Raw genomic sequence first — 22,132 nt, 5'->3', positions numbered from 1 at the left:
CTCATGCCGCGGAGTGCTCGGCGATCTCGGCTCGCAGTCTCGCGCGATGTGCGCGGTCGGCGCCCGCGGCATCGAGGGTGGGCGCCGACTCGACGAGCAGCCGGGTGTACGGATGCTGCGGGCGGGTCAGCACCTGCGCCGTAGGCCCGTCCTCGACGATCCGTCCGCGGTACACGACGGCGATCCGGTCCGTGACGCCCGCCACCGAGCCCAGGTCGTGGGAGATGAAGAGCTGCGCGAAGCCGCGCTCCCCCGCCGAGAGGCGGAGCAGGTCGAGAACGTGCACGCGGTTCGCGGCATCCAGTGCACTCACCGGCTCGTCGAGGATGAGCAGGCGGGGCTCGAGGATGAGGGCACGGGCGAGGGCGATGCGCTGACGCTGGCCGCCCGAGATGTCGCCCGGCCGGCGGGCGGCGAGCGCGGGGTCCAGACCGACGGCGTGCAGCGCGTCCGCGATCCGGGTGGCCCGATCGGATCGCTCCAGGCGGCCACGCACATCGAGCCCCTCGGCGACGGAATCGCCCACGGGGATGTCGGGGTCGAGGCTGCGCAACGGATCCTGGAAGACGTACTGCACGACCCCCTCACGCCGGAACGCGCGCAGGGAGCGACCCCGGAGGCGTGCGAGATCCCGGCCGTCGACGGCGACCTCGCCCGCGAGGACGCGTGTCAGCCCGAGGAGGGACCGCGCGATCGTCGTCTTGCCGGAACCGGTCTCCCCGATGAGCCCCACGGACTCACCCGGCGCGATGCGGAGCGTGACACCCTTCAGCACCGGCGTTCCCCGGTGGTACCCCACGGTCGCGTCGCGCAATTCCGCGATGAGGTCAGACATGCGCCACCTCCTGCTGCCGAAGACGGTCGAGTCCGTACTCACGGTGGGCGGCGAGGAGGGACTGCGTGTATGGATGCCGTGGCGCCCTGAGGACGTCCGTCACCGCTCCCTCCTCCACGACCACCCCGTCACGCATGACGAGGACACGATCACACACCTGCGTGATGACGGCGAGGTCGTGCGAGACGAACAGCAACGTCAATCCGGACGAGCGACGCAGGTCGGCGAGCACGTCGAGCACTTCGGCCTGCACGGTGGCGTCCAGCGCCGTGGTCGGCTCGTCCGCGATCAGGAGATCCGGGCCCTCGGCGATGGCGACGGCGATCAGCACGCGCTGCAGCATTCCGCCGCTGAGCTCGTGCGGATAGCGCGTGAAGACGCGCGCGGGATCGCGGAGGCCGAGCCGGTCCAGGAGGTCGATGGCCTCGGTCCGAGCGGTACCGCGTGTGTGCCCTTGCTTCACGCGAAGCACCTCGGCGAGCTGCCGTCCGACGGTGAGCGAGGGGTTCAGGTAGGACGCCGGGTCCTGGAACACGGCGCCGATCCGGCTTCCACGAACCCCGCGCCACGCGCGCTCACTGAGCGACCGGAGATCGGTCCCCTGAAAGGCCAGACGAGCGGCGCTGACTTCCAGCCCCTCGGGCACGATGCCGAGGACGGAGCGGCATGTCAGCGACTTCCCGCTGCCGGACTCCCCGACGATGCCCACGCTCTCGCCCCGGCGCAGGACCAGGTCGACGCCGCCGACCAGTTGCGAAGCCCCCGACGCGATACGCAGGTCATGGATCTCCAGCAGGGGCAGATCTGTCATCTTGAGACCTCCGGTTCAGCTATGGACAGCGGCAGGGATTCGGTCGCGGGCTCCTCGGCGACGACACGGCGCGCCTTCGCGGTCTGCGCGTCGCGCAGCGCATCGGCGAGGGCGTTCAGCGCCCACACCGTCGCGACGATCAGGAGCGCCGGGGCGACAGGCCCCCACGGCCGCTGGTACAGGTACTGCAGATCGGTGGCGAGCAGCCCTCCCCACGTCGGGGTCGGTGGAACCACGCCGATGCCGAGGAACGTCAGCGACGAGACGATCACGAGCGAGGCGCCGCTCATGCCGGCCGCGGTCACGGCGACAGCAGGGAGGACATGACGCCAGACGTGGCGGCGCAGCACCCAGGCCGTGGATGCGCCCAGAAGCGTGGCAGCCTCCACGTACATGGAGCGCGAAGCCGTGAGCGCCGCCGCCCGACTCACCCGGTAGAAGGCCGGCGAGATCAGCACACCGACGGCGACCATCGCCTGGATGACGCCGTTGCCGAGGAGCGCGGTCATCGCGATCGCGAACACGAGGAACGGCAGCGCGATGAGGGTGTCCATGAGCCGAAGGGACACCCATTCGAACGCGCGCCCGAGATAGACCGACAGGAGGCCGGGGATGACGCCGAGCACCAGCCCGACCACGACCGCCAGGAGCGCAGCCGACAGCGAGACGGGCGACCCGGCGAGCAGCCTGCTCAGGACATCCCGTCCGAGCGCGTCGGTCCCGAGCAGGTGCACGAAGGAGGGACCTTGCAGCAGGAGGGCCGTGTTCTGCGCGAGCGGGTCATGTGGCGCAAGGATCGGCCCGAAGGCGGCCAGCGTCGCGACGAGAGCCAGCACCACGGCGGCGATCTTGGCGGACACGGATCGGAAGACGGCTCTCATTCGGATCGCGCCTCTCTCCGGCCCGCGGGCTGCAGCCCCTCGAGCACGATGTTGACGAGCAGGCTGAACGCCAGGACGAGCACGACCGCGACGACGAGGGTGCCCTGCACGACAGGGACGTCGCCGCGCAATGCGGAGTCCGCGGCCAGCATCCCGAACCCGGGCATGCTGAAGATCGTCTCGGTCACGACGGCTCCGCCGAGGAGAGTCGGGATCTTCATCCCGAGGATCGCCGTCGCCGGGCCGGCCCCGTTGCGGAGGGCGTGCACCCAGAGGATGCGGGCCGGGCTCAGCCCCCGAACGCGGGCGCCCACGATGTAGTTCTGCTCGAGCACGTGGACCAGTCCGGTACGGAGCTGACGGGCCAACTCGGCCGCGGGATCCAGACTCAGCGCGATGGCCGGCATGAGGATGAGCCGGAACCACAGCACCGGATCCTCGGCGAACGGCACGTAGCCCGAGGAGGGCAACAGCCGCAGCCACACGCTCAGCACCACGATGAGGCCGATGGAGACGACGAACGGCGGCAACGTGGAGATGGCGGTCGTGAAGGCGGTGATCGTCCGATCCAGCAAGCGCCCGTGGAAGACGACGGCGAGCAGGCCAAGCCCCACGCCCGCAACGAGAGCGATGCCAAGGGCGACGCCGGCGATGGACGCCGTGACGGCGAGGCGCTCGGTGATCAGCTCCGACACGGGGAAGCCGTTGTACCAACTCGTGCCGAGGTCTCCCGCCAGGAGCCGGGACATCCACGTCAGGTATTGCACGACGACCGGCTGGTCAAGGCCGAGCTCGGCGTTGATGGCGGCGATGCGCTCCGGTGTCGCCTCATCCCCGGAGAGCGATGCGGCCGGGCTGAGACCGCTTGCCGCGCCCAGCGCGAAGGTGATGACGGTTGCGAGGAAGAACACCGGGATGACGATGAGGGCCGTTCTGCCGACCGCTCCGGCGATGCGGCGCAGGGCGCGCTCCGCCCGCCGTCGCGGGAGGGAAGCGGCGGTGGGCGGAGCGAGCGTGGTCATGTGCGTCATCACCCGTTGACGGTGACGCCTTCCCAGCGCACCTGGGAGGGCAGGAGGTTGAGATCACCCACCTTCTCGCTCGTCGCGAAGATCCACGGCGAGCTGTAGAGGTAGTTCGTGGGCGACTGGGTCACGGCCACCTCGACGGCGTCCCACAGCACCTGCTGGTACTCGGGAGCGTCGATCGGCGTCGCTCGTACGGCGTCCAGCGCAGCCTGGAATTCTTCCGTCGCGTGAGGTCCACTGAGGTTCATGATCCCCTGCGGCCCGTAGGTAGCCAGCAGGTTCGCGACCGGCGACTCGCGTCCGATGGTGCCGTCCAGGGCCAGCTGCGGGGACTTGGCGACGTAGACCTCGTCCTGCCACGTGGTGGACCCCGCAGGAACGACGCTGATCGTCGAGTTGACACCGATGGCTTCCAACTGCGCCTGCGTGAGTTCCGCGGCTACCTCGGCGCCGGCCTGCGCGGTGATTCCCACCGACAGCTCGCCCTCCTCGTAGCCGGCGTCCGCAAGAAGCTGCTTCGCCTTTGCAGGGTCGTAGTCCCAAAGGTCCTCGACCGCGGGGTTGAACGCCAGGTATCCCTCGGGGAACGGCTGATGGGTGACACTGCCCCGACCGGCGGTCACCGCGTCCACGAATGCCTGCCGGTCGAAGGCGTAGCGGAACGCCTCGACGACGGCGGGGTCGTCGAACGGGGCTTTGTTGAGGTTGATCGACGCATCGCTCGCCGTCAATGCCGTCTCGATCGTGACGTCGATCCCCGCCGCCTCCGCCGCGTCGACCTGCGTGGCGGGAATGACTGCAACATCGACGGAGCCGGACTGGATCGCCGCGACGACGGTGGCGGCGTCGAGACGCGGCTTCAAGACGAGCTCATCGATGTGGATGTTCTCGGCATCCCAGTAGTCGGGGTTCTTCACGAACGTCGCCTGCGACTCGGGTACGAAGTCGGTCAGGATGAACGGGCCCGCTCCGACCGGCTCGATGGCCAATCGTGCCGGGTCGGTGCCCGCTTCGGGACTGGCGATGGCACCCGTGCGTCCGGCGACGAGGTACGGGATCTGGTAGTCGACCTCGGCCAGGTGGAGTGTCACCTCCAGCTCGCTGTCGACGGTGACCTCCTTCAGGTCGGCGAGCTGGTCCTTGAGGTGCGAGTCCTCCTGGGTCGTCCCGCGATCGAAGAAGGCCTTCACCGCGGCGGCGTCGACCGGCTCCCCGTCACTGAAGGTCAGGCCGTCGCGCAGCGTGAACGTGATGGCCGTTCCGTCATCGGAGTACTCCCACGACTCCGCGAGGCTGGGCTGGACCGCGCCGTCCGCGTCGAGACGCGTGAGCGAGGCGTACGCCAGCGAGATCGTGTTGATGTCGAAGCCGGTGCGACTGGTGATGGGATCCCACGACGTGGGCAGTGCGAGGGCGACGGTGATCTCCGTCGCGTCCGGCGTCGCTGTCTCGGAACCAGCGGTCGCGCAGGCACTCATCATCATCGCGGAGACGGCGGTGGCTGCGGCGAGGGCGAGGCGACGGGTGTTCCTGGTCATGGGGTTCCTTCTGTGGTCGGGGTGATGCAGGTCAGGGGACGGCTACGAGGTCGGCTTCGGCCGCGGCGCGGGCAAGCGTGTGCCGGTTGCCGGGCTTGGGCAGACCGAGGTGGTCACGAAGTGTCGTGCCCTCGTAGCCGAAACGTGCGAGCCCTCGCTCCCGGAGGATCGGCAGAACCTCATCGATGAAGCGGCGCAGCTGCGACGGCTGGGACACGTAGATGTTGAATCCGTCGGCCGCGCCGGCCCGGAACCACGCCTCGAGCGCGTCGGCGACCGTGAGCGCGGTGCCGACGAACGGCGAACGCCGCGGGGCGGCGTGGAGATCCACAACCTGACGTAGCGTCAGGCTCTGGGCCTTCGCGAGCTCGACGATCTGCGTGGCCTGTGTCTTGAAGCTGCGCTCGGCATGGACGAGGACATCCGGGAACGGGGCGTCCAGGTCGTACTGACGGAAGTCGTGCCAGCCGAACGGCCTGCCGAGCTCGCCCAGCGCCTGATCGAATGTGTTCGAGAGCCGGTGCTGAGCCAGTTCGAGTTCGCGGGCTCCTTCGTCGGTGTCTCCGACGATGATCTTGACGCCGGGGAGGATGAGGACGTTCTCGGGCTTGCGGCCGGCCGCCGCAGCGCGACCCTTGATGTCGTCTGCGAACGCGCGATTGCGCTCGATGGTCGACGCGTGCGTGAAGATGCCGTCCGCGTACCGAGCGCCGAGGTCACGGCCCTCATCGGAGTCACCCGCCTGGAAGATGACCGGCTGCCCCTGCGGTGAGCGTTCGATGTTGAGCGGCCCCACGACGGAGAAGTGCTCCCCGTGGTGGTCGGTCGCATGCAGCCTCGACGGATCGAGGAAGACGCCGCTCTCCCGGTCGCGCGGGAAGGCGTCGTCCTCATACGAATCCCAGAGCGCCTGGGAGACCTCGATGTGCTCGGCAGCGCGCCCGTAGCGGGTCGCGTAGTCGTAGTGCTCGTCGAGCCCGTAGTTGCCGGCCGTTCCCGCATCGCCGCTCGTGACGACGTTCCACCCCGCCCGACCTCGGCTGATGAGATCGAGGGAAGCGAAGCGACGCGCGAGGTTGTACGGCGAGTTGTAGGAGGTCGTGGCCGTGCCGACGAGTCCGATTCGCTCGGTGCGGACGGCGAGCGCAGAGAGGAGCGTCAGCGGTTCAAGCCTGTTGAGGTAGTGGGGCGGCGAGTCGGGGGTGATGAACTGGCTGTCCACGATGAAGACGAGATCCAGTGCCGCCTGCTCGGCGGTTCGAGCCTGCTCGATATACCAGTCGATGTCGACGCTCGCATCCCCGGGGATCTCCGGGTCGAGCCAGCGGTTGTGTTCCCCCGGGCCGCCGGTGCCGGTGAGGATCACGCCGAACGTGATGTGACGCGCCATGCGGAATCTCCTTTCGATGTGGTGCTGTCGTGCGGAGTCTTGATCCTGCGGCATGGCGGCCTGCCACCGCGCGGACCATTGCGACATGTGTAGGCACGTTGCGCCATGTGACGTCGGCAGTCGCCCCGCGCCACGACCGCGTGCTCAGTCGGAGGCCAGGTTCAGACCGCGGCGACGACGTGTTCGTCGCCCGCGCCGCGCGCGACGGGCCGGCCGGGGCTGCGCGCCCACTGGCTCCATGACCCGACGAAGACCCGCGCGTCGATACCGGCGACCGCGAACGCGAGCGCCGAATGCGTCGACGGGATGCCGGAACTGCAGTAGACGACGACGTCGATGCCGGGCGCGATCCCGTGCCCGGCCAGCGTCGCCCGGATCTCGGCGGCGGGACGCAGCAGCCCATCGGCCGCGATGTGACTCACCGTCGGGATGTTCACGGCGCCCGGGATGTGCCCGGCGACCGGATCGACGCCCGGCACCTGCCCCCGGTAATGATGCGGGGCGCGTGCGTCGACGAGCACCCCGGTGCGCGGGGCGCGCGCGGCGTCGTCGATGCTCGCCGTGCCCGCATCGGACGCCGTCAGCACGACGTCGCCGGGCCGGACGGCGCGGTCGCTCGCCTCGACGCGGAGCCCGGCGGCGATCCACGCCCGGAAGCCGCCGTCGAGCACGCGCACGTCGACGCCGTGCCGCCGCAGCGTCCACCACGCCCGCGCGGCGGCGACCCCGTCGTTGTCGTCGTACGCCACGACACGATCGCCGGCACGCACGCCCCAACGTCGCACCGACGCCTCGAGATCGGCCCGCTCCGGCAGCGGATGACGCCCCTCCTCGGGACGCCCGGGGCGGGCGAGCTCCCGCTCCAGATCGACGTAGACGGCACCGGGGAGGTGGGCGGCGAGGTAATCGGGCCGCCCCTCCGGCTGGTTGAGCCGCCACCGCACATCGAGGAGCCGCACGGGCGCGCCCGCCGAGAGCTCGGCGACGAGCTCATCGACGCGGACGAGGGGCGACATGCCCCCATCGTCGCCGGGAAGCGGCATCCGCACCCATGCCGCCGCAACAGGACGAAACCCGCGCCGTCACATGCCGTCACACACTGTCACGGGGGCACACACGCGACCCGCCCCCACTCCCGCGCGGCTTAGCGTCGAATCATGACCACTCGCACCGCCGCCGTCGAGGCCGCCGCCGCACACGCTGCCCACACGCTCGGCACGTCCCTGTCGGCGGATGAGTTCAAGGCGCTCTTCCGCGGGCACCCGGGCGGCGTCGCGGTCATCACGGCGGACGCCGGCGACGGCCCCGTCGCACTCACCGCGACCTCGGTCGCGTCGGTGAGCGCCGAGCCGCCGCTGCTCATCTTCTCCATCTCGGCCCAGTCCTCGGCATCCGATGTCCTGTCCCGCGCGGAGACCGTCGTCGTGCACCTCCTGGACGCGCACGACATCGACGTCGCGAAGCTGGGCGCGACGAGCGGCGTCGACCGCTTCGCCGAGACGCACCGCTGGTCGCGGCTCGTGACCGGTGAGCCGGTCTACCACGACGTGCGCGCCTGGGTGCGCTGCGCCGTCATCGGCCGGATGGATGCCGGCGGCTCCACCGTCATCGCCGCCCACGCCTTGCAGTCCCGCCTCGAGCGCGACGTCGACGGCGGCGACCACGGCGACGCGCTGGTCTACCACAACCGCACCTGGCACCGCCTCGGCGACCACTCCCGCATCGTCTGACCCGGCGCCTGATCCTGCTGGTGTGCGGTTGACTCGCGCCGAATGGCGGGTCGGCACCCCGAAGACCCGCACTTCGGCGCGGGCGAAGGCGTGCTCGCCGCTAGCCTGAGGCGATGACCTCGGTGCTCGTGCTCGACGACCACGACCTCATGCGGCGGGGCATCGCCGACACGATCGACTCTGCACCGGACTTCCGCGTCGTCGCCGAGGCGGCGAGCGCGCACCAGGCCCTCGCCCGCACCCAGGCGACCTCGCCCGACCTCGCCGTGCTCGACATGCGCCTGCCCGACGGCGACGGCGCGCAGGTGTGCCGCAGCATCCGCGCGTTCTCCCCCGCGACGCGGTGCGTCGTGATCAGCTCCGTCGACGACGACACCGCGCGTGCCGCGGCCGCGGAGGCGGGCGCTGCGGCGTTCCTCCTCAAGAGCATCCGCGCCGCCGACCTCCTCGAGGCGCTCCGCGCCGTGGCGGCCGGTCGCACGCTGGCGGCCACCCTCCGGCCACGGGCCGCCGCAGCCAAGACGACGACGCGACGGGATGCGGTGGCTCTGACCGGGCGGGAGACGGAGATCCTCGAGCTCATCGGCGCCGGCCTCGGCAACCGGCAGATCGGGCTGCGCCTGGGCATCGCGGAGAAGACGGTGAAGAACTACATCACGTCGCTGCTGCGGAAGATCGACGTGCAGAGCCGCACGCAGGCCGCGCTGTACGCCGTTCGGCGCACGCTCAGCTGACCGCGACGACCCCGACGACCACGACGACCGCGACGCACGAAGAAGCGGCGCGGACCCCCGGAGGGATCCGCGCCGCGGGTGCGGCCCGGGTATCAGACGAGCCAGCGGAAGCGCTGCACGAGAGGCAGCTTCTTCCACATGGCACCCAGGCCCCACGTGTCGCCGGCCATCGTTGCCGCGACGACGATCAGCGCGAGTGCGTAGATGATGTGGTAGTCCACGAGCGGGTTGGTGGAGCCCACCATGAACGGCCACTCGGCGAGGTACATCATGACCATGATCGCGGTGCCCGCCACAGCCGCGACCCGCGTGCCGATGCCGAGCATGATCGCCGCGCCGACGCCGAGCATGCCGGCCATGAAGAGCACGTCCACGAGGGGGCTCGCGATGCTCTGGAAGAAGGGCTGCAGCGGTCCGACGACGGCGGGGCTGTTGAGGAAGCCCTGGGCGGGGGTGCCGCCGTTGATCCACGCGCGCTCGATGGGGGTCGAGAACCCGAGGCCGAAGGTCTTGTCGAGGAAGGCCCAGAGGAAGATGAAGCCCGTGGCGAACCGGGTGACGGCGAGCCAGCGGCGAGCCGTCACGGAGGTGACGATCTCCGCCTGCAGGGCGAGGGGCTTCGCGGCGACGGCGGTGGCGGTGCGGGCCGCCGTCATCGGGAGGACGGTGGGAACCGCGTGAGTGGTCATTTCGGTGACTCCTTCTCCGCCCGTGGGCTTGTGGCTTCGGGCGATTCGTATGTGGTCTGACCACACTTACGATCCTCCTTCCGCGCGCGGTGCAATAGGGACCTTCGTCCCGGATGCGTGAAGAGCCGGTCAGCGCCCGTGGAACTCCGGCGTCCGCTTGGCCTGGAACGCCGCGAATCCCTCGCGGTAGTCGTCTGTGTCGCACAGCGCGACCTGCGCCGCGTTCTCCGCGCTCATCGATCGCCAGAGGCCCAGCCGCTCGTCGCGCAGCTGCGCGACGAGCTGCTTGCTGGCCCGGAACGCCGCCGTCGCGCCGGCTGCCGCGCGGGCCGCGGCATCCATCGTCTGCTCGAGGACGGTGTCGGCGGAGAAGACCTGCGAGAAGAGGCCGGATGCCACGGCCTCGGCGCCGGTCATCAACCGTCCCGTGTAGATGAGGTCGAGCGTCTTGTGGGCTCCGAGCCGCTCGAAGAACAGGGCGTGCCCGCCGGAATCGAGCGTCGCGCCGAGAGCCGCGAAGGGCGAGCCGATCTTCGCGTTCTCGGCGACGTAGACGACGTCGGTCGCGATGAGGAGGCCGAGACCGACGCCCAGGCAGGCGCCGTGCGCGGCCGCGAAGGTCGGGGCGGGGAACCCCGCCATGCGCTGGAGGAGCGGGGCGACGAGCCCGTCGAGGTACCCGGAGACGTCGTCCTCACGCGGATCGACCCCGGAGATGTCGCGGCCCGCGCAGAACGCGCGCCCCTCCCCGCGCAGGACGAGCGCGCGGACCCCGGCGAGTTCGGCTTCGGCGTATGCGTCGCCGAGGTCGCGGAGCGCCTGCGCGTCGAGCGCGTTGAGCCGGTCGGGGTTGTCGAGCACGATGTGCGCGACGGCGTCGTCGATGCGGAGGTCGATCATGCGGGTTCCTAGACGTCGTAGTCGACCGCGACGCGGTCGCTGGTCGGATGCGATTGGCAGGTGAGGATGTAGCCGCGCTCGAGCTCGTCCGGTTCGAGCGCGTAGTTCTCGGTCATGTGCACGGAGCCGGTGAGCAGGCGGGCGCGGCACGTGCCGCACACGCCGCCGGCGCAGGCGAACGGCGCGTCCGGACGCACGCGCAGGGCGGCGGTGAGGATCGACTCGTGCGCGTCGACGGGGCTCTGCACCGTCGCGGAGTGACCGTCCAGCGTGATCTCGACGGTGACGGACGGCGCATCCGGCCGCACCGCGAGGGGCGCGACAGGGTGTGGCCGCGGGTCGTCGCCGGTCGTGAACAGCTCGTACCGGACGTGCGAGCGATCGACCCCGATGTCGGCGAGGGTGTCGCGGCAGAGCTGCACGAGCTCGAGCGGCCCGCAGAGGAACCACTCGTCGATCGTCTCCGGCAGCACGAGCGCGTCGAGGATGGTGCGGAGCTTCCCCGCGTCGATCCGGCCGGACAGCAGCGGCGCGGAGCGCTGCTCGCGGGAGAGGACGTGGTGCAGCGCGAGGCGCGTCGGGTAGCGGTCCTTCAGATCGGCGAGGTCTTCGAGGAACATGACGTCGGCGCTCGAGCGGTTCGTGTACACGAGCGTCACCCGCGACCTGTCCGAGCGAGCCAGGACGGCGGATGCCAGGGCCATCACCGGCGTGATCCCCGATCCGGCGGCGATCCCGGCGATGTGCGCGCCGTCGAGGTCGGCGAGCGCGGAGGTGAAGGTGCCCTGCGGGCTCATGACCTCGAGGGTGTCGCCGGGGTGCAGCCCGGTCTGCGCCCAGGTCGAGAACCGGCCGCCGCGATCGCGTTTGATGGCGATGCTCAGCGAGCCGGGGGTCGGCGGGCGGCAGAGGGAGTAGGAGCGGCGCATCTCCTGACCGTCGAGCGTCGTCCGCAGCGCGACGTACTGGCCGGGCAGGTAGCCGTAGTCGCCCTGCAGCTCGTCCGGCACCGCGAAGGTCACCTCGATGGCATCCGCCGTGAGCGGGCGCACCTCGACGACGGTCAGCGGATGGAACCGCGCGCGGCCGCGGCCGGCGACGGACGGACCCCCGACGGCGCTCCGCAGGAACGCGTCGGCGACGGCATCCGCGGTGCCCGTCGACGGAGGAACCGTCATCAGTGCACCTTGAAGTGGTCGAAGGGCTCGAGGCAGGACCGGCATGCGTAGAGCGCCTTGCAGGAAGTCGAGCCGAAGCGCGACACCTCGCGGGTGTCCAGCGAGCCGCACTGCGGGCAGCGGACGGCCAGCTGCACCGGGATCGGGCCGACGGCCCGGCGCCCGGTCGGCGGCGCGATCCCGTACGCGAGGAGCTTGCGCTTGCCGTCCTCGCTCATCCAGTCCGTCGTCCAGGCCGGGGAGAGCGTGAGCCGGACATCCACGTCGGCGTACCCGGCGCGGGTGAGGGCCAGCACGACGTCGTCGCGGATGGCGGACACGGCGGGGCAGCCGGAGTACGTCGGCGTGATCGTGACGGTGACGTGCCGGCCGTCGACCTCCACGCCGCGCAGCACTCCGAGGTCCTCGATCGTGAGCACGGGGACCTCCGGGTCGCAGACGGCGGCAGCCGCCTCCCAGGCCGTCACCATGTCGCCCCCGGGTGCCGTCGCGCGAGGACCTGCATCTCGGCGAGAAGGAAGGCGAGCTGCGGGAAGTGACGGCCGTGCCGGCCCCCAGCGGCAGACGGCGGCACCGCCGGCACCTCGAGCTCCGCCTCCGCGAACACCGCGGCGATGACCGCGTCGAACCCGGCCCGCAGGCTCGACGGCCGCACCGCGACACCCTCGAGCGCATCGATGAGAGGCGTGTCGCGGAAGAGCTCGTCGACGTACGGCCACACGTCCCCGGTGGCCCGGATCATCCGGCGGCGCGACTCGTCGGTCCCGCCCGCGAGGCGCAGCGTCCACTGCACGGCGTGGTCGCGGTGGTACTCGACCTCCTTTACGGCCTTCGCGGCGACGGCGGCGAGGGTCTCATCCGCCGATCCGGCGAGCGCCGCGTAGAGCTCGAACAGGTACGCGGATGCCACGAGCTGGCGCGCGATCGTCTGCGCGAAGTCGCCGTTCGGCTGGGCGAACAGCCACGCGCAGCGGAACTCCGGCTCATCGCGGAAGTAGGCGAGGTCGTCCTCCGTGCGACCGTCGAACGTTCCCGCGTAGTGCAGCAGCGAGCGGGCGTGGCCGAGCAGGTCGAGGGCGATGTTGCCGAGCGCCATGTCCTCCTCGAGCTCGGGGGCGCGGGAGATCCAGCCGGCGAGCTGCTGGGCGAGGATCAGCGCGTCGTCGCCGAGCCAGAGCGCGTACTCGGCGACCTCCGCCGTCGCGGCGCGCCGGCCGGCTCCGGCCAGCTCGGCGGAGAGCTGCACCTCGTCGACGGTGACGTGGCCGTGCGTGTCGGATCCGGCGTTCACAGGTGCGGCACCCCCTCCGAGGCGGTGTAGTACCGCGCGTGGCGGAAGTTCTTCCCCGCCGGGGACTCGAAGAACGCCCCCTTGGCGTCGGGGTCGCTCGTCGTGATGGCCTCCGCAGGCACGACCCACACCGACGTCCCTTCGCCGCGCCGCGTGTACAGATCGCGCGCGTTGCGGAGGGCCAGGTCGGCATCGGGCGCGTGCAGCGATCCGGCGTGCACGTGCGAGAGCCCCCGGTTCGCGCGCACGAACACCTCCCACAGCGGCCAGGTGTCGCGGTCCGAGGAGCCCGGGGTCGTCATCACGCCACCGCCCTCTCGGTCTTCTCCGCCTGCCGGCGCGCATAGGCGACGGCGGCCTCCCGCACCCACGCGCCGTCCTCGTGGGCGGCGCGCCGGTGCTGCAGGCGGGCGGCGTTCATGGGGCCGCGGCCGGCGAGCACCTCGTGGAACTCGGTCCAGTCGATCTCGCTGGTGTGCCAGCGCTGCGCCGCCTCGTCCCAGCGGAGTTCGGGGTCGGGCAGCGTGACCCCGAGGATCTCCGCCTGCGGCACCAGCATCCCGATGAACCGCTGCCGCAGCTCGTCGTTGGAGAACCGCTTGATCTTCCAGGCCATCGACTGCGCCGAGTTCGGCGAGGACTCGTCCGGCGGCCCGAACATCATGAGGGACGGCCAGTACCAGCGGTCGACGGACTCCTGCGCCATCGCGCGCTGAGCCGCGGTGCCCTGCATGAGGGTGAGGAGGATCTCGAAGCCCTGCCGCTGGTGGAACGACTCCTCCTTGCAGATGCGGACCATCGCACGCCCGTACGGGCCGTACGACGCGCGGCAGAGGGGCACCTGATTGCAGATCGCGGCACCGTCGACGAGCCAGCCGATCGCGCCCATGTCGGCCCACGTGGGGGTCGGGTAGTTGAAGATCGAGGAGTACTTCGCGCGCCCGTCGATGAGCTGCTGGGTCATCTCGTCGCGCGTGATGCCGAGCGTCTGGGCCGCCGAGTACAGGTACAGCCCGTGTCCCGCCTCGTCCTGCACCTTCGCGAGCAGGATGGCCTTCCGCTTGAGGCTGGGCGCCCGCGTGATCCAGGTGCCTTCGGGCTGCATGCCGATGATCTCGGAGTGCGCGTGCTGCGAGATCTGCCGGATGAGCGTCTTCCGGTAGCCCTCCGGCATCCAGTCGCGCGGTTCGATGCGCTGCTCGGCGTCGATGAGCGCGTCGAACGCCGCCTGCTCGGCGGCCGTGTCATCCGCACTGCCCGCGGTGACCGCGGTGAGATCCGGTGCTGTCGTCATCGTCGACTCCTTTACAGACCGTTCGTTCAGTAAGTCTAGGTGCCGGATGCCGAGGGGGCAACGGTCCCGGCGGTGGGAGACGAGGTGCTGAGAGACGAGGTGAGCGCCGAGGTGACGAGCGAACGCCCCCGGAACTCGGCGACCACCGCGCCGGTCTCGTCCGTGACGGTCACGTCGTACAGCCCCGCGCGGCCGCTGCGGACGCGACGGGCGGCGTGCGCCGTGAGCGTCTGTCCGCTGCGCGTGGACTTCAGGAAGGTGATGTCGGCGCCCGAGGCCACCGTGACCCGGTCGGTCTCGTTGCAGGCGATCGCGAACGCGGTGTCGGCGAGCGCGAACACGAAGCCGCCGTGCGTGATGTCGAACCCGTTGAGCATGTCGTCGCGGACGACCATCGACACGACGGCCTCCCCCGGCTCATCGCGCTCCACCACCATCCCGAGCGCGGCCGAGGCCCGGTCGCGCTGCATCATCGGGCGGAGCGGTGCGGTCATGCGATCGCCTCCGCGGCGGGACGATCCGCGGGCTCCGCCGCGGACGTCCCGCCGGCGGTCTTCGCGACGAGGGTCAGCACGTCGTACTGGGCGACGATCTCGTCCCACTGGTTGTGGATGACGGCATCCCAGCGCACCTCGCCGTACTCGTCGGTCTCCCGCGGGGTGATCTGCTTCGCCGTCAGGGTCACCCGGATCTCGTCCCCGGGCGAGACGGGCGTCACGAATCGCAGCGCCTCCAGCCCGTAGTTGGCCAGCACCGGACCGGGGTCGGGATCGACGAAGAGGCCGGCCGCCCACGACACGAGCAGGTAGCCGTGCGCGACGCGTCCCGGGAAGAACGGGTTGGCGGCGGCGGCGTCCTCGTCCATGTGCGCGTAGAACGTGTCGCCCGTGAAATGCGCGAACGTCTCGATGTCCTCGAGCGACACCGCCCGGAGGGGCGAGGCGAACTGGTCGCCGACCCGCAGCTCGGCGAGCGACTTCCGGAACGGATGCCGTCCGCCGCGGTCGGCGGCGGCCCCCGCGTGCCAGACGCCGGTGAGCGCCGTGAGCATGTCGGGCGAGCCCTGCACGGCGGTGCGCTGCATGTGGTGCAGCACGGCGCGGATGCCGCCGAGCTCCTCGCCCCCGCCGGCGCGTCCGGGCCCGCCGTGCACGAGGTGCGGGACGGGGGCGCCGTGGCCGGTCGAGGTGCGGGCGTTCTCCCGGCTCAGGAAGAGGACGCGGCCGTTGAACGCGCCGATGCGACTCAGCAGCTCGACGGCGACGGCGGGATCGTGCGTCGCGACGCTCGTGACGAGCGAGCCGCCACCCTGCGCCACGAGGTCCGCCGCCTGGGCGAGAGTGTCGTAGGCGAGGACGCTGGCGACCGGCCCGAAGGCCTCGATCGCGTGCACCGCCGGGGTGGCCGGGTCGTCGAAGCCCAGCAGGACGGGGGCCAGGAAGGCGCCGTCCGGCGCGGGCCCGGTCGTCCCGTCGGCGCGGACCACGTCGGGCTCGGGCATCGATCCCAGCAGCATCCGCCCGCCCGCCGCGCGCAGCGCCGCGACCTGGCGGAGCACCTCCTCGCGCTGGGCGAGCGAGACGAGCGGACCCATCGTGACGGCGTCGGCGTGCGGGTCGCCCATGACGAGCCGGCGGTCGAGCTTCTCGCGGACCGCGTCGACGAGGGCGTCGACGGCGCCGGCGGGCACGAGGGCGCGGCGGATCGCCGTGCACTTCTGCCCCGCCTTGGCGGTCAGCTCGACGACGAGCTGCGACACGTACGCGTCGAACTCGGGGGTGCCCGGGGCGGCGTCGGGCCCGAGGATCGAGGCGTTGATGGAGTCGGTCTCCCTGGTGAACCGCACCCCGTCGGGGGCCTGCGCGCGCAGCCGCTCGGCGGTGTCGGCGCTCCCGGTGAAGCCGACGAGGTCGCCGAGCCGGAGGTGATCGAAGAGCCCGGGCACCCCGCCGCTCACGAGCTGCAGGGCGCCGTCCGGGACGAGCCCAGACTCCACCAGCATCCGCACCCACGCCTCCGCGATGTAGGCCGTGGGCGTCGCGGGCTTGACGAGGGTGGGCACGCCTGCCAGGAACGCGGGCGCGAATTTCTCCAGCGCGCCCCAGACGGGGAAGTTGAACGCGTTGATCTGCACCGCGACACCGGGCAGCCGGGTGTACACATGCTGCCCGAGGAACGAACCGTCCTTCGACAGCGGCTCGGGGGCGCCGTCGACGTACACCTGGGCGTTGGGCAGCTCGCGCCGGCCCTTCGAGGCGTAGGTGAACAGCACGCCGATGCCGCCGTCGACGTCGCCCAGCGAGTCGCGCAGCGTCGAACCGGCGTGCCGGGACAGCTCGTAGAGCTCCTCCTTGCGCTCGGTGAGCACGAGGGCGAACTGCTTGAGCAGCAGGGCGCGCTGGTGGAAGGTCAGCCCGCCGAGCGCGGCCTGTCCCACGGTGCGGGCGTGCGCGAGGGCGCCGGGGAGGTCCGCGCCCTCCGCGCTCACGCGGGCGACGGTCTCGCCGGTGGACGCGTCGCGCACGTCCACGGCGTCGACGTCGTCCGCCGGCGTCCACCACGTGCCGGACAGATAGCTGGGCAGGATGCCGGTCATCCGGTGCTCCATTCGTAGAATCCACGGCCGCTCTTGCGGCCCAGGTGTCCGTCCGCGACGAGGCGACGGAGCAGCTCGGGCGGCGCGAACCGCTCGCCGAGCGCGGCGTGCAGCTGTTCCGCGATATCGAGCCGCACGTCCAGGCCGACGATGTCCGTGGTCCGGAGCGGCCCGGTCGCGTGCCGGTAGCCGAGTTCCATCGCGGCGTCGATGTCGGTCGCCGTGGCGACGCCGTCCTCGAGCATGCGGATGGCTTCCAGGGCGAGGGCGACGCCGAGCCGGCTCGAGGCGAATCCCGGCGCATCCCGCACGACGATGGGGGTCTTGCCGAGCGCGTGCACCCACTCGCGGGCCGTCTCGACGAGGCCCGGGGCGGTCTGGGCTGCGACGACGATCTCGACGAGGGCCGAGGACGGGACGGGGTTGAAGAAGTGCAGGCCGAGGAGACGGTCCGGACGGTCGAGCCCCGCCGCGAGGTCGCCGATCGGGATGGCGGACGTGTTGGATGCCAGGACGGCGTCGACGTCGAGAACCGCCTCCGCGCGGCGCAGCGCCGCGGTCTTGACGTCCCGGTCTTCGAACACCGCCTCGACGACGAGTGCGCTGCCGCCGAGATCGCCGGCATCCGTCGTCACGCGCAGCAGCGGCGCGACCTCGGCCGGCGGTCGCTCGGTCGCGCCGCGCTCATGGGACCGCTGCAGACTCGCCGTGATGCGCTGCCCGGCGGCGTGTGCCGACGCGCCATCGCGCTCGACGAGGGTCACCGCCGACCCGGCGAGGAGGAATGCGTGCGCGATGCCTGCACCCATCCGCCCGCCGCCGATGACGCCGACCCGCTCGGGAAGGATCATGACCGCTTCCTCTCCAGGAAGGCCGTCATGCGGCGGAACTTCTCCGGGCTCTCGAAGAGCTCGGCCTGCAGTTCCAGGTCGATCGCGGGGTGCTCCGCGAGCGGCGCGTGCAGCGCGCGCTTGGTGTGCTGCACGGCGAGCGGGTCGAGGCGGGCGATCCGGTCGGCGATCGCGTGCGCCGCGGGCAGCAGTTCGGCCGCCGGATGCACGGCGGAGAGCAGGCCCCAGGCGAGGGCCTCGTCCGCGGTGAGCGCGCGCCCCGTCAGCAGCAGCTCGGCGGCACGCCCGGACCCGACGAGCCGCGGCAGCAGCCAGGTCGCCCCGGCCGCGGCGATGATGCCGAGCGCAGGCTCGGGGTTGCCGATCGCGACGTCCGGGGTGCCGATCCGGATGTCGGCGGCGTAGGCGAGCTCGGCGCCCCCGCCGAGCGCGAAGCCCTCGACGGCGGCGATCACCGGCATGGGCAGCGCCCACACCCGCAGGAACGCCGTCGTGTTGATCCCGGCGCGGGCGTCGTCCGCACGACGTTCCCGCAGCTGGACGATGTCCGCGCCGCCCGCGAACACCCCTCCGGCGCCGTGCAGGATCAGCACACGGGGCTCGGCTTCGAGTTCGGCGCACAGCTCGTGCAGCGCGTCGATCGTCGCCTGGTCGATCGCGTTGCGGACCTCGGGGCGGTCGAGCGTCGCGACGACGCGGTCGGGCCGTCGTTCGATGCGGAGCGGGCCCCCCGGCGCCCTCGCGCCGTTCGTCGCACCGGACATCGTCATCCTTCCGCCCCGCCCGCCGCGTTGCGAGCCCCGCCGGTGCGCACACTGTTACTCACCGATCGTTCAGTAATAGTGTCAGAGGGTGCGACGGGCGGTCAACGGCCCGCCGCGCGGATGGGAGACTGAACCGTGACCACCCCCGCCGACACGGCGGCCGCCCGCCGCGGCCGGCCCGGCTACGACCGCCGGCAGGTGCTCGACGTCGCGGTGGCCCTCTTCAACGAGCAGGGGTATGACGCGACCTCGGTCGCCGCGCTCGCGGAGCGGCTCGGCCTGTCGAAGTCCGCGCTGTACCACCACTTCGCGTCGAAGGAGCAGCTGCTCGCGATCGCGCTCGAGACGGCGCTCAGCCGCCTGGAGGCCGCCCTCGACGAGGCTCTCGCGCGCGAAGCCTCCGCTGCCGACCGCCTGGAGCACGTCATCCGCGGGGCGGTCGCGGCCCTCACCGCCGAACTGCCCTCGGTCACGCTGCTGCTGCGCCTCCGCGGCAACAGCCCCGTCGAGGTCGCGGCGCTCGAGCGTCGCCGCCACTTCGATCAGCGTGTCACCGGCCTTGTGCGCAACGCCCAGGCCGAGGGCCGCATCCGCACCGACATCGATGCCGGCGTCGCGACCCGGCTCATCTTCGGGATGGTGAACTCCGTCGTCGAGTGGTACCGCCCGGACGGCCCTGTGGACCCCGCCCTCCTCGCGGAGGACGTGCTCGCCGTCGCGCTCGACGGTCTCCGGCCGCGCGGCGGGCGCGCCTGATCTGTCACGAATTCGACACGAGTACAGCACAACCACACCCGGACCGGCTAAGGTGATCACGACGGATACCGCCGTCCGGATCTCCTGGTCACTCGGAGATCTGCGAACCGAATACCGTCATCCACTCAATCTGCAGGGATCCGCGCACTCGCGCATCGGGCTGATTGCCTCACGAATCGAATAACTCTTCATCTCTTCACCCCATCCGGTCGCGTGCCCGTCATGCGCGCACCAGGTCATCTGGCATCAGGCCGACGACGACGTCTACTCCGCCACGCGGGGCAGCGAGTTCGCCGGCTTCATCACCGTCGACGCCGACGGCTACACCGCTCACGACGCGCTCGCCCGGCGACGCGGCGTCCACCCGTCCCTCGCCGCCGCGCAGGCCGAGTTCGTCCACTCCGGACCCTCGCCCTTCGCCACGCTCGGACACTCCACCCCGCTTCCGTCGCGACGCCGTCGCTTCGGATCACCAGGGTCGCACCGCGGCCCCACACCAAGAAGGAAGAACACAATGGCCGTTGGCACTGTGAAATGGTTCAACTCCGAAAAGGGCTTCGGCTTCATCGAGCCCGAGGATGGCTCGGCGGACGTCTTCGCCCACTTCAGCGCGATCGAGGGCAACGGCTACCGTTCGCTCGACGAGGCTGCCCGCGTCGAGTACGACGTCGAGCGCGGCCCGAAGGGCCCGCAGGCTTCGCGTATCCGCGTCCTGTGATCGCGAGCGGCGGCGGGGCGGGCTTCACGCCTGTCCCGCCGTCTGCATGCGCGGGCAACCTGACAGTCAGGCACCACATGCCTGTGCAAGTCCCGCACATGCCGCTTCGGGAATCCATACGCGCGTAGAGTCACGCTGAAGGGCGGTCACACGACTTCCCCTCCGCACAGTCTGGCTCTCGGGTCTTTCTGCCGATCCGAGGAGCAGACTTGACCACTGCCACCGCCGCTGCCACGATGGGGCCCATTCGTCAGACGTATGCCGGTTCCGATGCGTTCCCGCCCATCGGCCGCGCGTACTCCGAAGTCTCCAACGTCGTCAAGGAGACGGGCCTGCTCCGCCGGGCGCCGTGGTTCTACTCCCTCGTCGGCACCGCGGTCGCACTCGGCATCGGCGGATGCATCACGGGTTTCATCCTGCTCGGCGACAGCTGGTTCCAGCTGCTCATCGCCGGCGCGCTGGGCCTCCTGCTCACGCAGGCCGCGTTCCTCGCACACGAGGCCGCGCACCGCCAGATCCTCTCGAGCGGCCCCGCCAACGACCGCCTCGCCCGCTTCATCGCCTCCGGCGTCGTCGGCATGAGCTACGCCTGGTGGGATGCCAAGCACTCCCGCCACCACGCGAACCCCAACCGCGTCGGCAAGGACCCGGACATCGAGATCGACACGATCTCCTTCCTCGACGAGGACGCCGCGAAGGCCCGCGGCATCCAGCGCTTCATCACGCAGCGTCAGGGCTGGCTCTTCTTCCCCCTTCTGACCCTCGAGGGCCTGAACCTCCACTACCTCGGCGTGAAGTACCTCGTGACGACACCGGGCGTGAAGGGCCGCTGGACCGAGCTGTCGCTCATCGCGCTGCGGCACGCCGCCCTGCTGATCCCCGTCTTCCTGTTCCTGCCGCTGGGCATGGCGTTCGCGTTCATGGGCGTGCAGCTCGCCGTCTTCGGCGTCTACATGGGCGCCTCGTTCGCCCCGAACCACAAGGGCATGCCGATCATCGCCCCCGACGCCCGCCTGGACTTCTTCTCCAAGCAGGTCCGGACCTCGCGCAACATCCGCGGCGGCTGGTGGGCCACCTGGCTCATGGGCGGCCTCAACTACCAGGTCGAGCACCACCTCTTCCCGAGCATGGCGCGCCCGCACCTGGCGAAGGCCCGCGAGATCGTCCGCGACCACTGCGCGACGCTCGGCGTCCCGTACACCGAGACGAGCCTCATCCGCTCGTACGCGATCGTCATCAACTACCTCAACGAGGTGGGCCTCGCCGCCCGCGATCCGTTCGACTGCCCCATGGTCGGCCAGTACCGCCGCGCCTGATCGGTCTCACCGCTCCTCGACTTCACAGCATCCGCCTAGCGCCGATCGATACGGTCGGAGCATGGATGCGAAGCCCGACTCCCTCGTCGTGACCACGGCCGACGGAGTGGCGACCTTCTCCCCGGAGCAGCTGCGCAGCATGCGCGACGAGTTCCAGCGGTTCCTCCTGGAATACCAGTTCGGGCTGCGGGAGGTCGAGACGAAGCTCGGGATCCTCCGCGACGAGTTCCAGCTCACGCACGACTACAACCCGATCGAGCACATCTCCAGCCGCGTGAAGTCGGCGGACAGCCTCGTCGAGAAGGTCGCGCGCAAGGGCGTCGACCCCGACTTCGACGCGATCCGCGCGCACATCACCGACATCGCCGGCATCCGCGTCACGTGCAGCTTCGTGGAGGACGCCTACCGGCTGTCCGACCTGCTGACGCAGCAGGACGACATCCGCGTGCGGCAGGTGAAGGACTACATTTCCGAGCCGAAGCCCAACGGCTACAAGAGCCTGCACGTCATCGTCGAGGTGCCGGTCTTCCTGTCGTCCGGCCGCCTGGATGTCGCCGTCGAAGTGCAGTTCCGCACCATCGCGATGGACTTCTGGGCGAGCCTCGAGCACAAGATCTACTACAAGTACGACGGCGTCGTGCCCGATTCGCTCCTCGCCGAACTGAAGGACGCCGCCGAGACGGCCGCGGAGCTCGACGCCCGGATGGAGCGCCTGCACCGCGAACTGCACGGCCCGCGGCCGCGCGGGCGGCTCTCCGCCGTCTGAGTCCTGCCCGCTTCCTGAGTCCTGCCCGCTTCGCGGCGAACTGCAGGAGCGGCCGTGACTGGTGGG

The 22,132-nt window shown here is 71.0% G+C and carries 25 protein-coding genes; 6 read left to right on the top strand and 19 right to left on the bottom strand.

Annotation, left to right across the window (positions count from 1 at the left end):
• Window position 1: 1 nt before the first annotated feature.
• The 7 genes from BR85_RS13275 to BR85_RS13245 all read right to left on the bottom strand — a co-directional run bounded on the left by BR85_RS13275 (window position 2) and on the right by BR85_RS13245 (window position 7,499).
• A complete protein-coding gene (locus tag BR85_RS13275; RefSeq protein ID WP_028497103.1) occupies window positions 2-835 on the bottom strand; it encodes an ABC transporter ATP-binding protein in 834 nt (277 codons plus the stop codon).
• Window positions 828-1,646: an ABC transporter ATP-binding protein gene (locus tag BR85_RS13270; RefSeq protein WP_051526388.1), complete on the bottom strand. Its 819-nt coding sequence runs from the start codon at window positions 1,644-1,646 to the stop codon at window positions 828-830. Before BR85_RS13270 ends, BR85_RS13275 begins: the two co-directional genes overlap by 8 nt.
• Complete coding sequence (locus tag BR85_RS13265; protein ID WP_028497102.1) at window positions 1,643-2,527, bottom strand: ABC transporter permease; 885 nt, start codon at window positions 2,525-2,527, stop codon at window positions 1,643-1,645. Before BR85_RS13265 ends, BR85_RS13270 begins: the two co-directional genes overlap by 4 nt.
• Window positions 2,524-3,549, bottom strand: coding sequence for an ABC transporter permease (locus BR85_RS13260; protein WP_028497101.1), 1,026 nt, complete (start codon window positions 3,547-3,549; stop codon window positions 2,524-2,526). Before BR85_RS13260 ends, BR85_RS13265 begins: the two co-directional genes overlap by 4 nt.
• Before the next feature lie 8 nt (window positions 3,550-3,557).
• Window positions 3,558-5,093 (bottom strand): ABC transporter substrate-binding protein, encoded by a 1,536-nt coding sequence (locus BR85_RS13255; RefSeq protein WP_028497100.1) that lies wholly within the window; start codon window positions 5,091-5,093, stop codon window positions 3,558-3,560.
• Between the two features lie 31 nt (window positions 5,094-5,124).
• Entirely contained in the window at window positions 5,125-6,483 is a 1,359-nt protein-coding gene (locus BR85_RS13250) for an LLM class flavin-dependent oxidoreductase (protein WP_036273088.1), read from the bottom strand.
• Between the two features lie 161 nt (window positions 6,484-6,644).
• Window positions 6,645-7,499 carry a sulfurtransferase gene (locus BR85_RS13245; protein WP_028497098.1) on the bottom strand — a complete coding sequence of 285 codons (855 nt, stop codon included), beginning with the start codon at window positions 7,497-7,499 and terminating at the stop codon, window positions 6,645-6,647.
• Window positions 7,500-7,640: 141 nt separating this feature from the next.
• On the opposite strand from BR85_RS13245, the gene BR85_RS13240 reads away from it, so the two are divergent.
• Together BR85_RS13240 and BR85_RS13235 are read left to right on the top strand one after the other, a co-directional pair.
• Window positions 7,641-8,213: a flavin reductase family protein gene (locus BR85_RS13240; RefSeq protein ID WP_028497097.1), complete on the top strand. Its 573-nt coding sequence runs from the start codon at window positions 7,641-7,643 to the stop codon at window positions 8,211-8,213.
• Window positions 8,214-8,326: 113 nt separating this feature from the next.
• Window positions 8,327-8,947 (top strand): response regulator, encoded by a 621-nt coding sequence (locus BR85_RS13235; RefSeq protein ID WP_028497096.1) that lies wholly within the window; start codon window positions 8,327-8,329, stop codon window positions 8,945-8,947.
• Window positions 8,948-9,039: 92 nt separating this feature from the next.
• Here the strand turns inward: BR85_RS13235 and BR85_RS13230 are convergent, their stop codons facing one another.
• The 11 genes from BR85_RS13230 to BR85_RS13180 form a co-directional block, all read right to left on the bottom strand.
• Window positions 9,040-9,636, bottom strand: a complete 597-nt coding sequence (locus tag BR85_RS13230) for a DoxX family protein (RefSeq protein WP_197018631.1) — start codon at window positions 9,634-9,636, stop codon at window positions 9,040-9,042.
• A 129-nt stretch (window positions 9,637-9,765) separates the two neighbouring features.
• A complete protein-coding gene (locus BR85_RS13225) occupies window positions 9,766-10,536 on the bottom strand; it encodes an enoyl-CoA hydratase/isomerase family protein (RefSeq protein WP_028497094.1) in 771 nt (256 codons plus the stop codon).
• 8 nt (window positions 10,537-10,544) lie between these two features.
• A complete protein-coding gene (paaE, locus tag BR85_RS13220; protein ID WP_081782815.1) occupies window positions 10,545-11,714 on the bottom strand; it encodes a 1,2-phenylacetyl-CoA epoxidase subunit PaaE in 1,170 nt (389 codons plus the stop codon).
• Window positions 11,714-12,184 (bottom strand): 1,2-phenylacetyl-CoA epoxidase subunit PaaD, encoded by a 471-nt coding sequence (paaD, locus tag BR85_RS13215; protein WP_028497092.1) that lies wholly within the window; start codon window positions 12,182-12,184, stop codon window positions 11,714-11,716. Before paaD ends, paaE begins: the two co-directional genes overlap by 1 nt.
• Window positions 12,178-13,005, bottom strand: coding sequence for a 1,2-phenylacetyl-CoA epoxidase subunit PaaC (gene paaC / locus BR85_RS13210; RefSeq protein WP_028497091.1), 828 nt, complete (start codon window positions 13,003-13,005; stop codon window positions 12,178-12,180). Before paaC ends, paaD begins: the two co-directional genes overlap by 7 nt.
• Window positions 13,002-13,307 carry a 1,2-phenylacetyl-CoA epoxidase subunit PaaB gene (paaB, locus tag BR85_RS13205; RefSeq protein ID WP_028497090.1) on the bottom strand — a complete coding sequence of 102 codons (306 nt, stop codon included), beginning with the start codon at window positions 13,305-13,307 and terminating at the stop codon, window positions 13,002-13,004. Before paaB ends, paaC begins: the two co-directional genes overlap by 4 nt.
• Complete coding sequence (gene paaA, locus BR85_RS13200; RefSeq protein ID WP_028497089.1) at window positions 13,307-14,299, bottom strand: 1,2-phenylacetyl-CoA epoxidase subunit PaaA; 993 nt, start codon at window positions 14,297-14,299, stop codon at window positions 13,307-13,309. The genes paaB and paaA overlap by 1 nt, the downstream gene beginning before the upstream one ends.
• A 35-nt stretch (window positions 14,300-14,334) precedes the next feature.
• Window positions 14,335-14,793: a hydroxyphenylacetyl-CoA thioesterase PaaI gene (paaI, locus tag BR85_RS13195; protein WP_051526387.1), complete on the bottom strand. Its 459-nt coding sequence runs from the start codon at window positions 14,791-14,793 to the stop codon at window positions 14,335-14,337.
• Window positions 14,790-16,895 (bottom strand): phenylacetic acid degradation bifunctional protein PaaZ, encoded by a 2,106-nt coding sequence (gene paaZ, locus BR85_RS13190; protein ID WP_051526394.1) that lies wholly within the window; start codon window positions 16,893-16,895, stop codon window positions 14,790-14,792. The genes paaI and paaZ overlap by 4 nt, the downstream gene beginning before the upstream one ends.
• Entirely contained in the window at window positions 16,892-17,746 is an 855-nt protein-coding gene (locus tag BR85_RS13185; RefSeq protein WP_028497088.1) for a 3-hydroxyacyl-CoA dehydrogenase family protein, read from the bottom strand. Before BR85_RS13185 ends, paaZ begins: the two co-directional genes overlap by 4 nt.
• Window positions 17,743-18,510 (bottom strand): enoyl-CoA hydratase/isomerase family protein, encoded by a 768-nt coding sequence (locus BR85_RS13180; protein WP_051526386.1) that lies wholly within the window; start codon window positions 18,508-18,510, stop codon window positions 17,743-17,745. The genes BR85_RS13185 and BR85_RS13180 overlap by 4 nt, the downstream gene beginning before the upstream one ends.
• A 135-nt stretch (window positions 18,511-18,645) precedes the next feature.
• Here BR85_RS13180 and BR85_RS13175 point away from each other — a divergent pair, with 135 nt between their 5' ends.
• On the top strand, window positions 18,646-19,266 hold the full coding sequence (locus tag BR85_RS13175; protein WP_028497086.1) for a TetR/AcrR family transcriptional regulator: 621 nt from the start codon (window positions 18,646-18,648) through the stop codon (window positions 19,264-19,266).
• A 220-nt stretch (window positions 19,267-19,486) separates the two neighbouring features.
• On the opposite strand, the gene BR85_RS13170 is transcribed toward BR85_RS13175, so the two are convergent.
• Window positions 19,487-19,666, bottom strand: coding sequence for a hypothetical protein (locus BR85_RS13170; protein ID WP_028497085.1), 180 nt, complete (start codon window positions 19,664-19,666; stop codon window positions 19,487-19,489).
• A gap of 114 nt (window positions 19,667-19,780) precedes the next feature.
• Here BR85_RS13170 and BR85_RS13165 point away from each other — a divergent pair, with 114 nt between their 5' ends.
• The 3 genes from BR85_RS13165 (at window position 19,781) to BR85_RS13155 (ending at window position 22,066) form a co-directional block, all read left to right on the top strand.
• Window positions 19,781-19,984: a cold-shock protein gene (locus BR85_RS13165; protein WP_036273086.1), complete on the top strand. Its 204-nt coding sequence runs from the start codon at window positions 19,781-19,783 to the stop codon at window positions 19,982-19,984.
• A gap of 209 nt (window positions 19,985-20,193) precedes the next feature.
• Window positions 20,194-21,300 carry a fatty acid desaturase family protein gene (locus BR85_RS13160; RefSeq protein WP_028497083.1) on the top strand — a complete coding sequence of 369 codons (1,107 nt, stop codon included), beginning with the start codon at window positions 20,194-20,196 and terminating at the stop codon, window positions 21,298-21,300.
• Between the two features lie 61 nt (window positions 21,301-21,361).
• Window positions 21,362-22,066 (top strand): GTP pyrophosphokinase, encoded by a 705-nt coding sequence (locus BR85_RS13155; protein WP_036273084.1) that lies wholly within the window; start codon window positions 21,362-21,364, stop codon window positions 22,064-22,066.
• The last annotated feature ends 66 nt before the right edge of the window (window positions 22,067-22,132 follow it).

Origin of the sequence: Microbacterium sp. UNCCL10, assembly GCF_000746195.1 — a bacterium.
In the GTDB taxonomy this organism is placed as follows: domain Bacteria; phylum Actinomycetota; class Actinomycetes; order Actinomycetales; family Microbacteriaceae; genus Microbacterium; species Microbacterium saccharophilum.
The sequence above is the reverse complement of the archived record's forward strand: the minus strand, read 5'-3'. Positions and strand labels throughout refer to the sequence as shown.

Excerpts from the sequence above, each read along its gene's own strand:
- paaI (WP_051526387.1), bottom strand. The coding sequence starts at position 14,793 with ATGACCGCACCGCTCCGCCCGATGATGCAGCGCGACCGGGCCTCGGCC.
- paaE (WP_081782815.1), bottom strand. The coding sequence starts at position 11,714 with ATGACGGTTCCTCCGTCGACGGGCACCGCGGATGCCGTCGCCGACGCG.
- paaB (WP_028497090.1), bottom strand. The coding sequence starts at position 13,307 with ATGACGACCCCGGGCTCCTCGGACCGCGACACCTGGCCGCTGTGGGAG.
- BR85_RS13245 (WP_028497098.1), bottom strand. The coding sequence starts at position 7,499 with ATGTCGCCCCTCGTCCGCGTCGATGAGCTCGTCGCCGAGCTCTCGGCG.
- BR85_RS13235 (WP_028497096.1), top strand. The coding sequence starts at position 8,327 with ATGACCTCGGTGCTCGTGCTCGACGACCACGACCTCATGCGGCGGGGC.
- BR85_RS13270 (WP_051526388.1), bottom strand. The coding sequence starts at position 1,646 with ATGACAGATCTGCCCCTGCTGGAGATCCATGACCTGCGTATCGCGTCG.
- paaD (WP_028497092.1), bottom strand. The coding sequence starts at position 12,184 with ATGGTGACGGCCTGGGAGGCGGCTGCCGCCGTCTGCGACCCGGAGGTC.
- BR85_RS13260 (WP_028497101.1), bottom strand. The coding sequence starts at position 3,549 with ATGACCACGCTCGCTCCGCCCACCGCCGCTTCCCTCCCGCGACGGCGG.
- BR85_RS13250 (WP_036273088.1), bottom strand. The coding sequence starts at position 6,483 with ATGGCGCGTCACATCACGTTCGGCGTGATCCTCACCGGCACCGGCGGC.
- BR85_RS13275 (WP_028497103.1), bottom strand. The coding sequence starts at position 835 with ATGTCTGACCTCATCGCGGAATTGCGCGACGCGACCGTGGGGTACCAC.
- BR85_RS13240 (WP_028497097.1), top strand. The coding sequence starts at position 7,641 with ATGACCACTCGCACCGCCGCCGTCGAGGCCGCCGCCGCACACGCTGCC.
- BR85_RS13230 (WP_197018631.1), bottom strand. The coding sequence starts at position 9,636 with ATGACCACTCACGCGGTTCCCACCGTCCTCCCGATGACGGCGGCCCGC.
- paaA (WP_028497089.1), bottom strand. The coding sequence starts at position 14,299 with ATGACGACAGCACCGGATCTCACCGCGGTCACCGCGGGCAGTGCGGAT.
- BR85_RS13265 (WP_028497102.1), bottom strand. The coding sequence starts at position 2,527 with ATGAGAGCCGTCTTCCGATCCGTGTCCGCCAAGATCGCCGCCGTGGTG.
- BR85_RS13155 (WP_036273084.1), top strand. The coding sequence starts at position 21,362 with ATGGATGCGAAGCCCGACTCCCTCGTCGTGACCACGGCCGACGGAGTG.
- BR85_RS13225 (WP_028497094.1), bottom strand. The coding sequence starts at position 10,536 with ATGATCGACCTCCGCATCGACGACGCCGTCGCGCACATCGTGCTCGAC.
- BR85_RS13185 (WP_028497088.1), bottom strand. The coding sequence starts at position 17,746 with ATGATCCTTCCCGAGCGGGTCGGCGTCATCGGCGGCGGGCGGATGGGT.
- BR85_RS13165 (WP_036273086.1), top strand. The coding sequence starts at position 19,781 with ATGGCCGTTGGCACTGTGAAATGGTTCAACTCCGAAAAGGGCTTCGGC.
- BR85_RS13255 (WP_028497100.1), bottom strand. The coding sequence starts at position 5,093 with ATGACCAGGAACACCCGTCGCCTCGCCCTCGCCGCAGCCACCGCCGTC.
- BR85_RS13180 (WP_051526386.1), bottom strand. The coding sequence starts at position 18,510 with ATGTCCGGTGCGACGAACGGCGCGAGGGCGCCGGGGGGCCCGCTCCGC.
- paaZ (WP_051526394.1), bottom strand. The coding sequence starts at position 16,895 with ATGACCGGCATCCTGCCCAGCTATCTGTCCGGCACGTGGTGGACGCCG.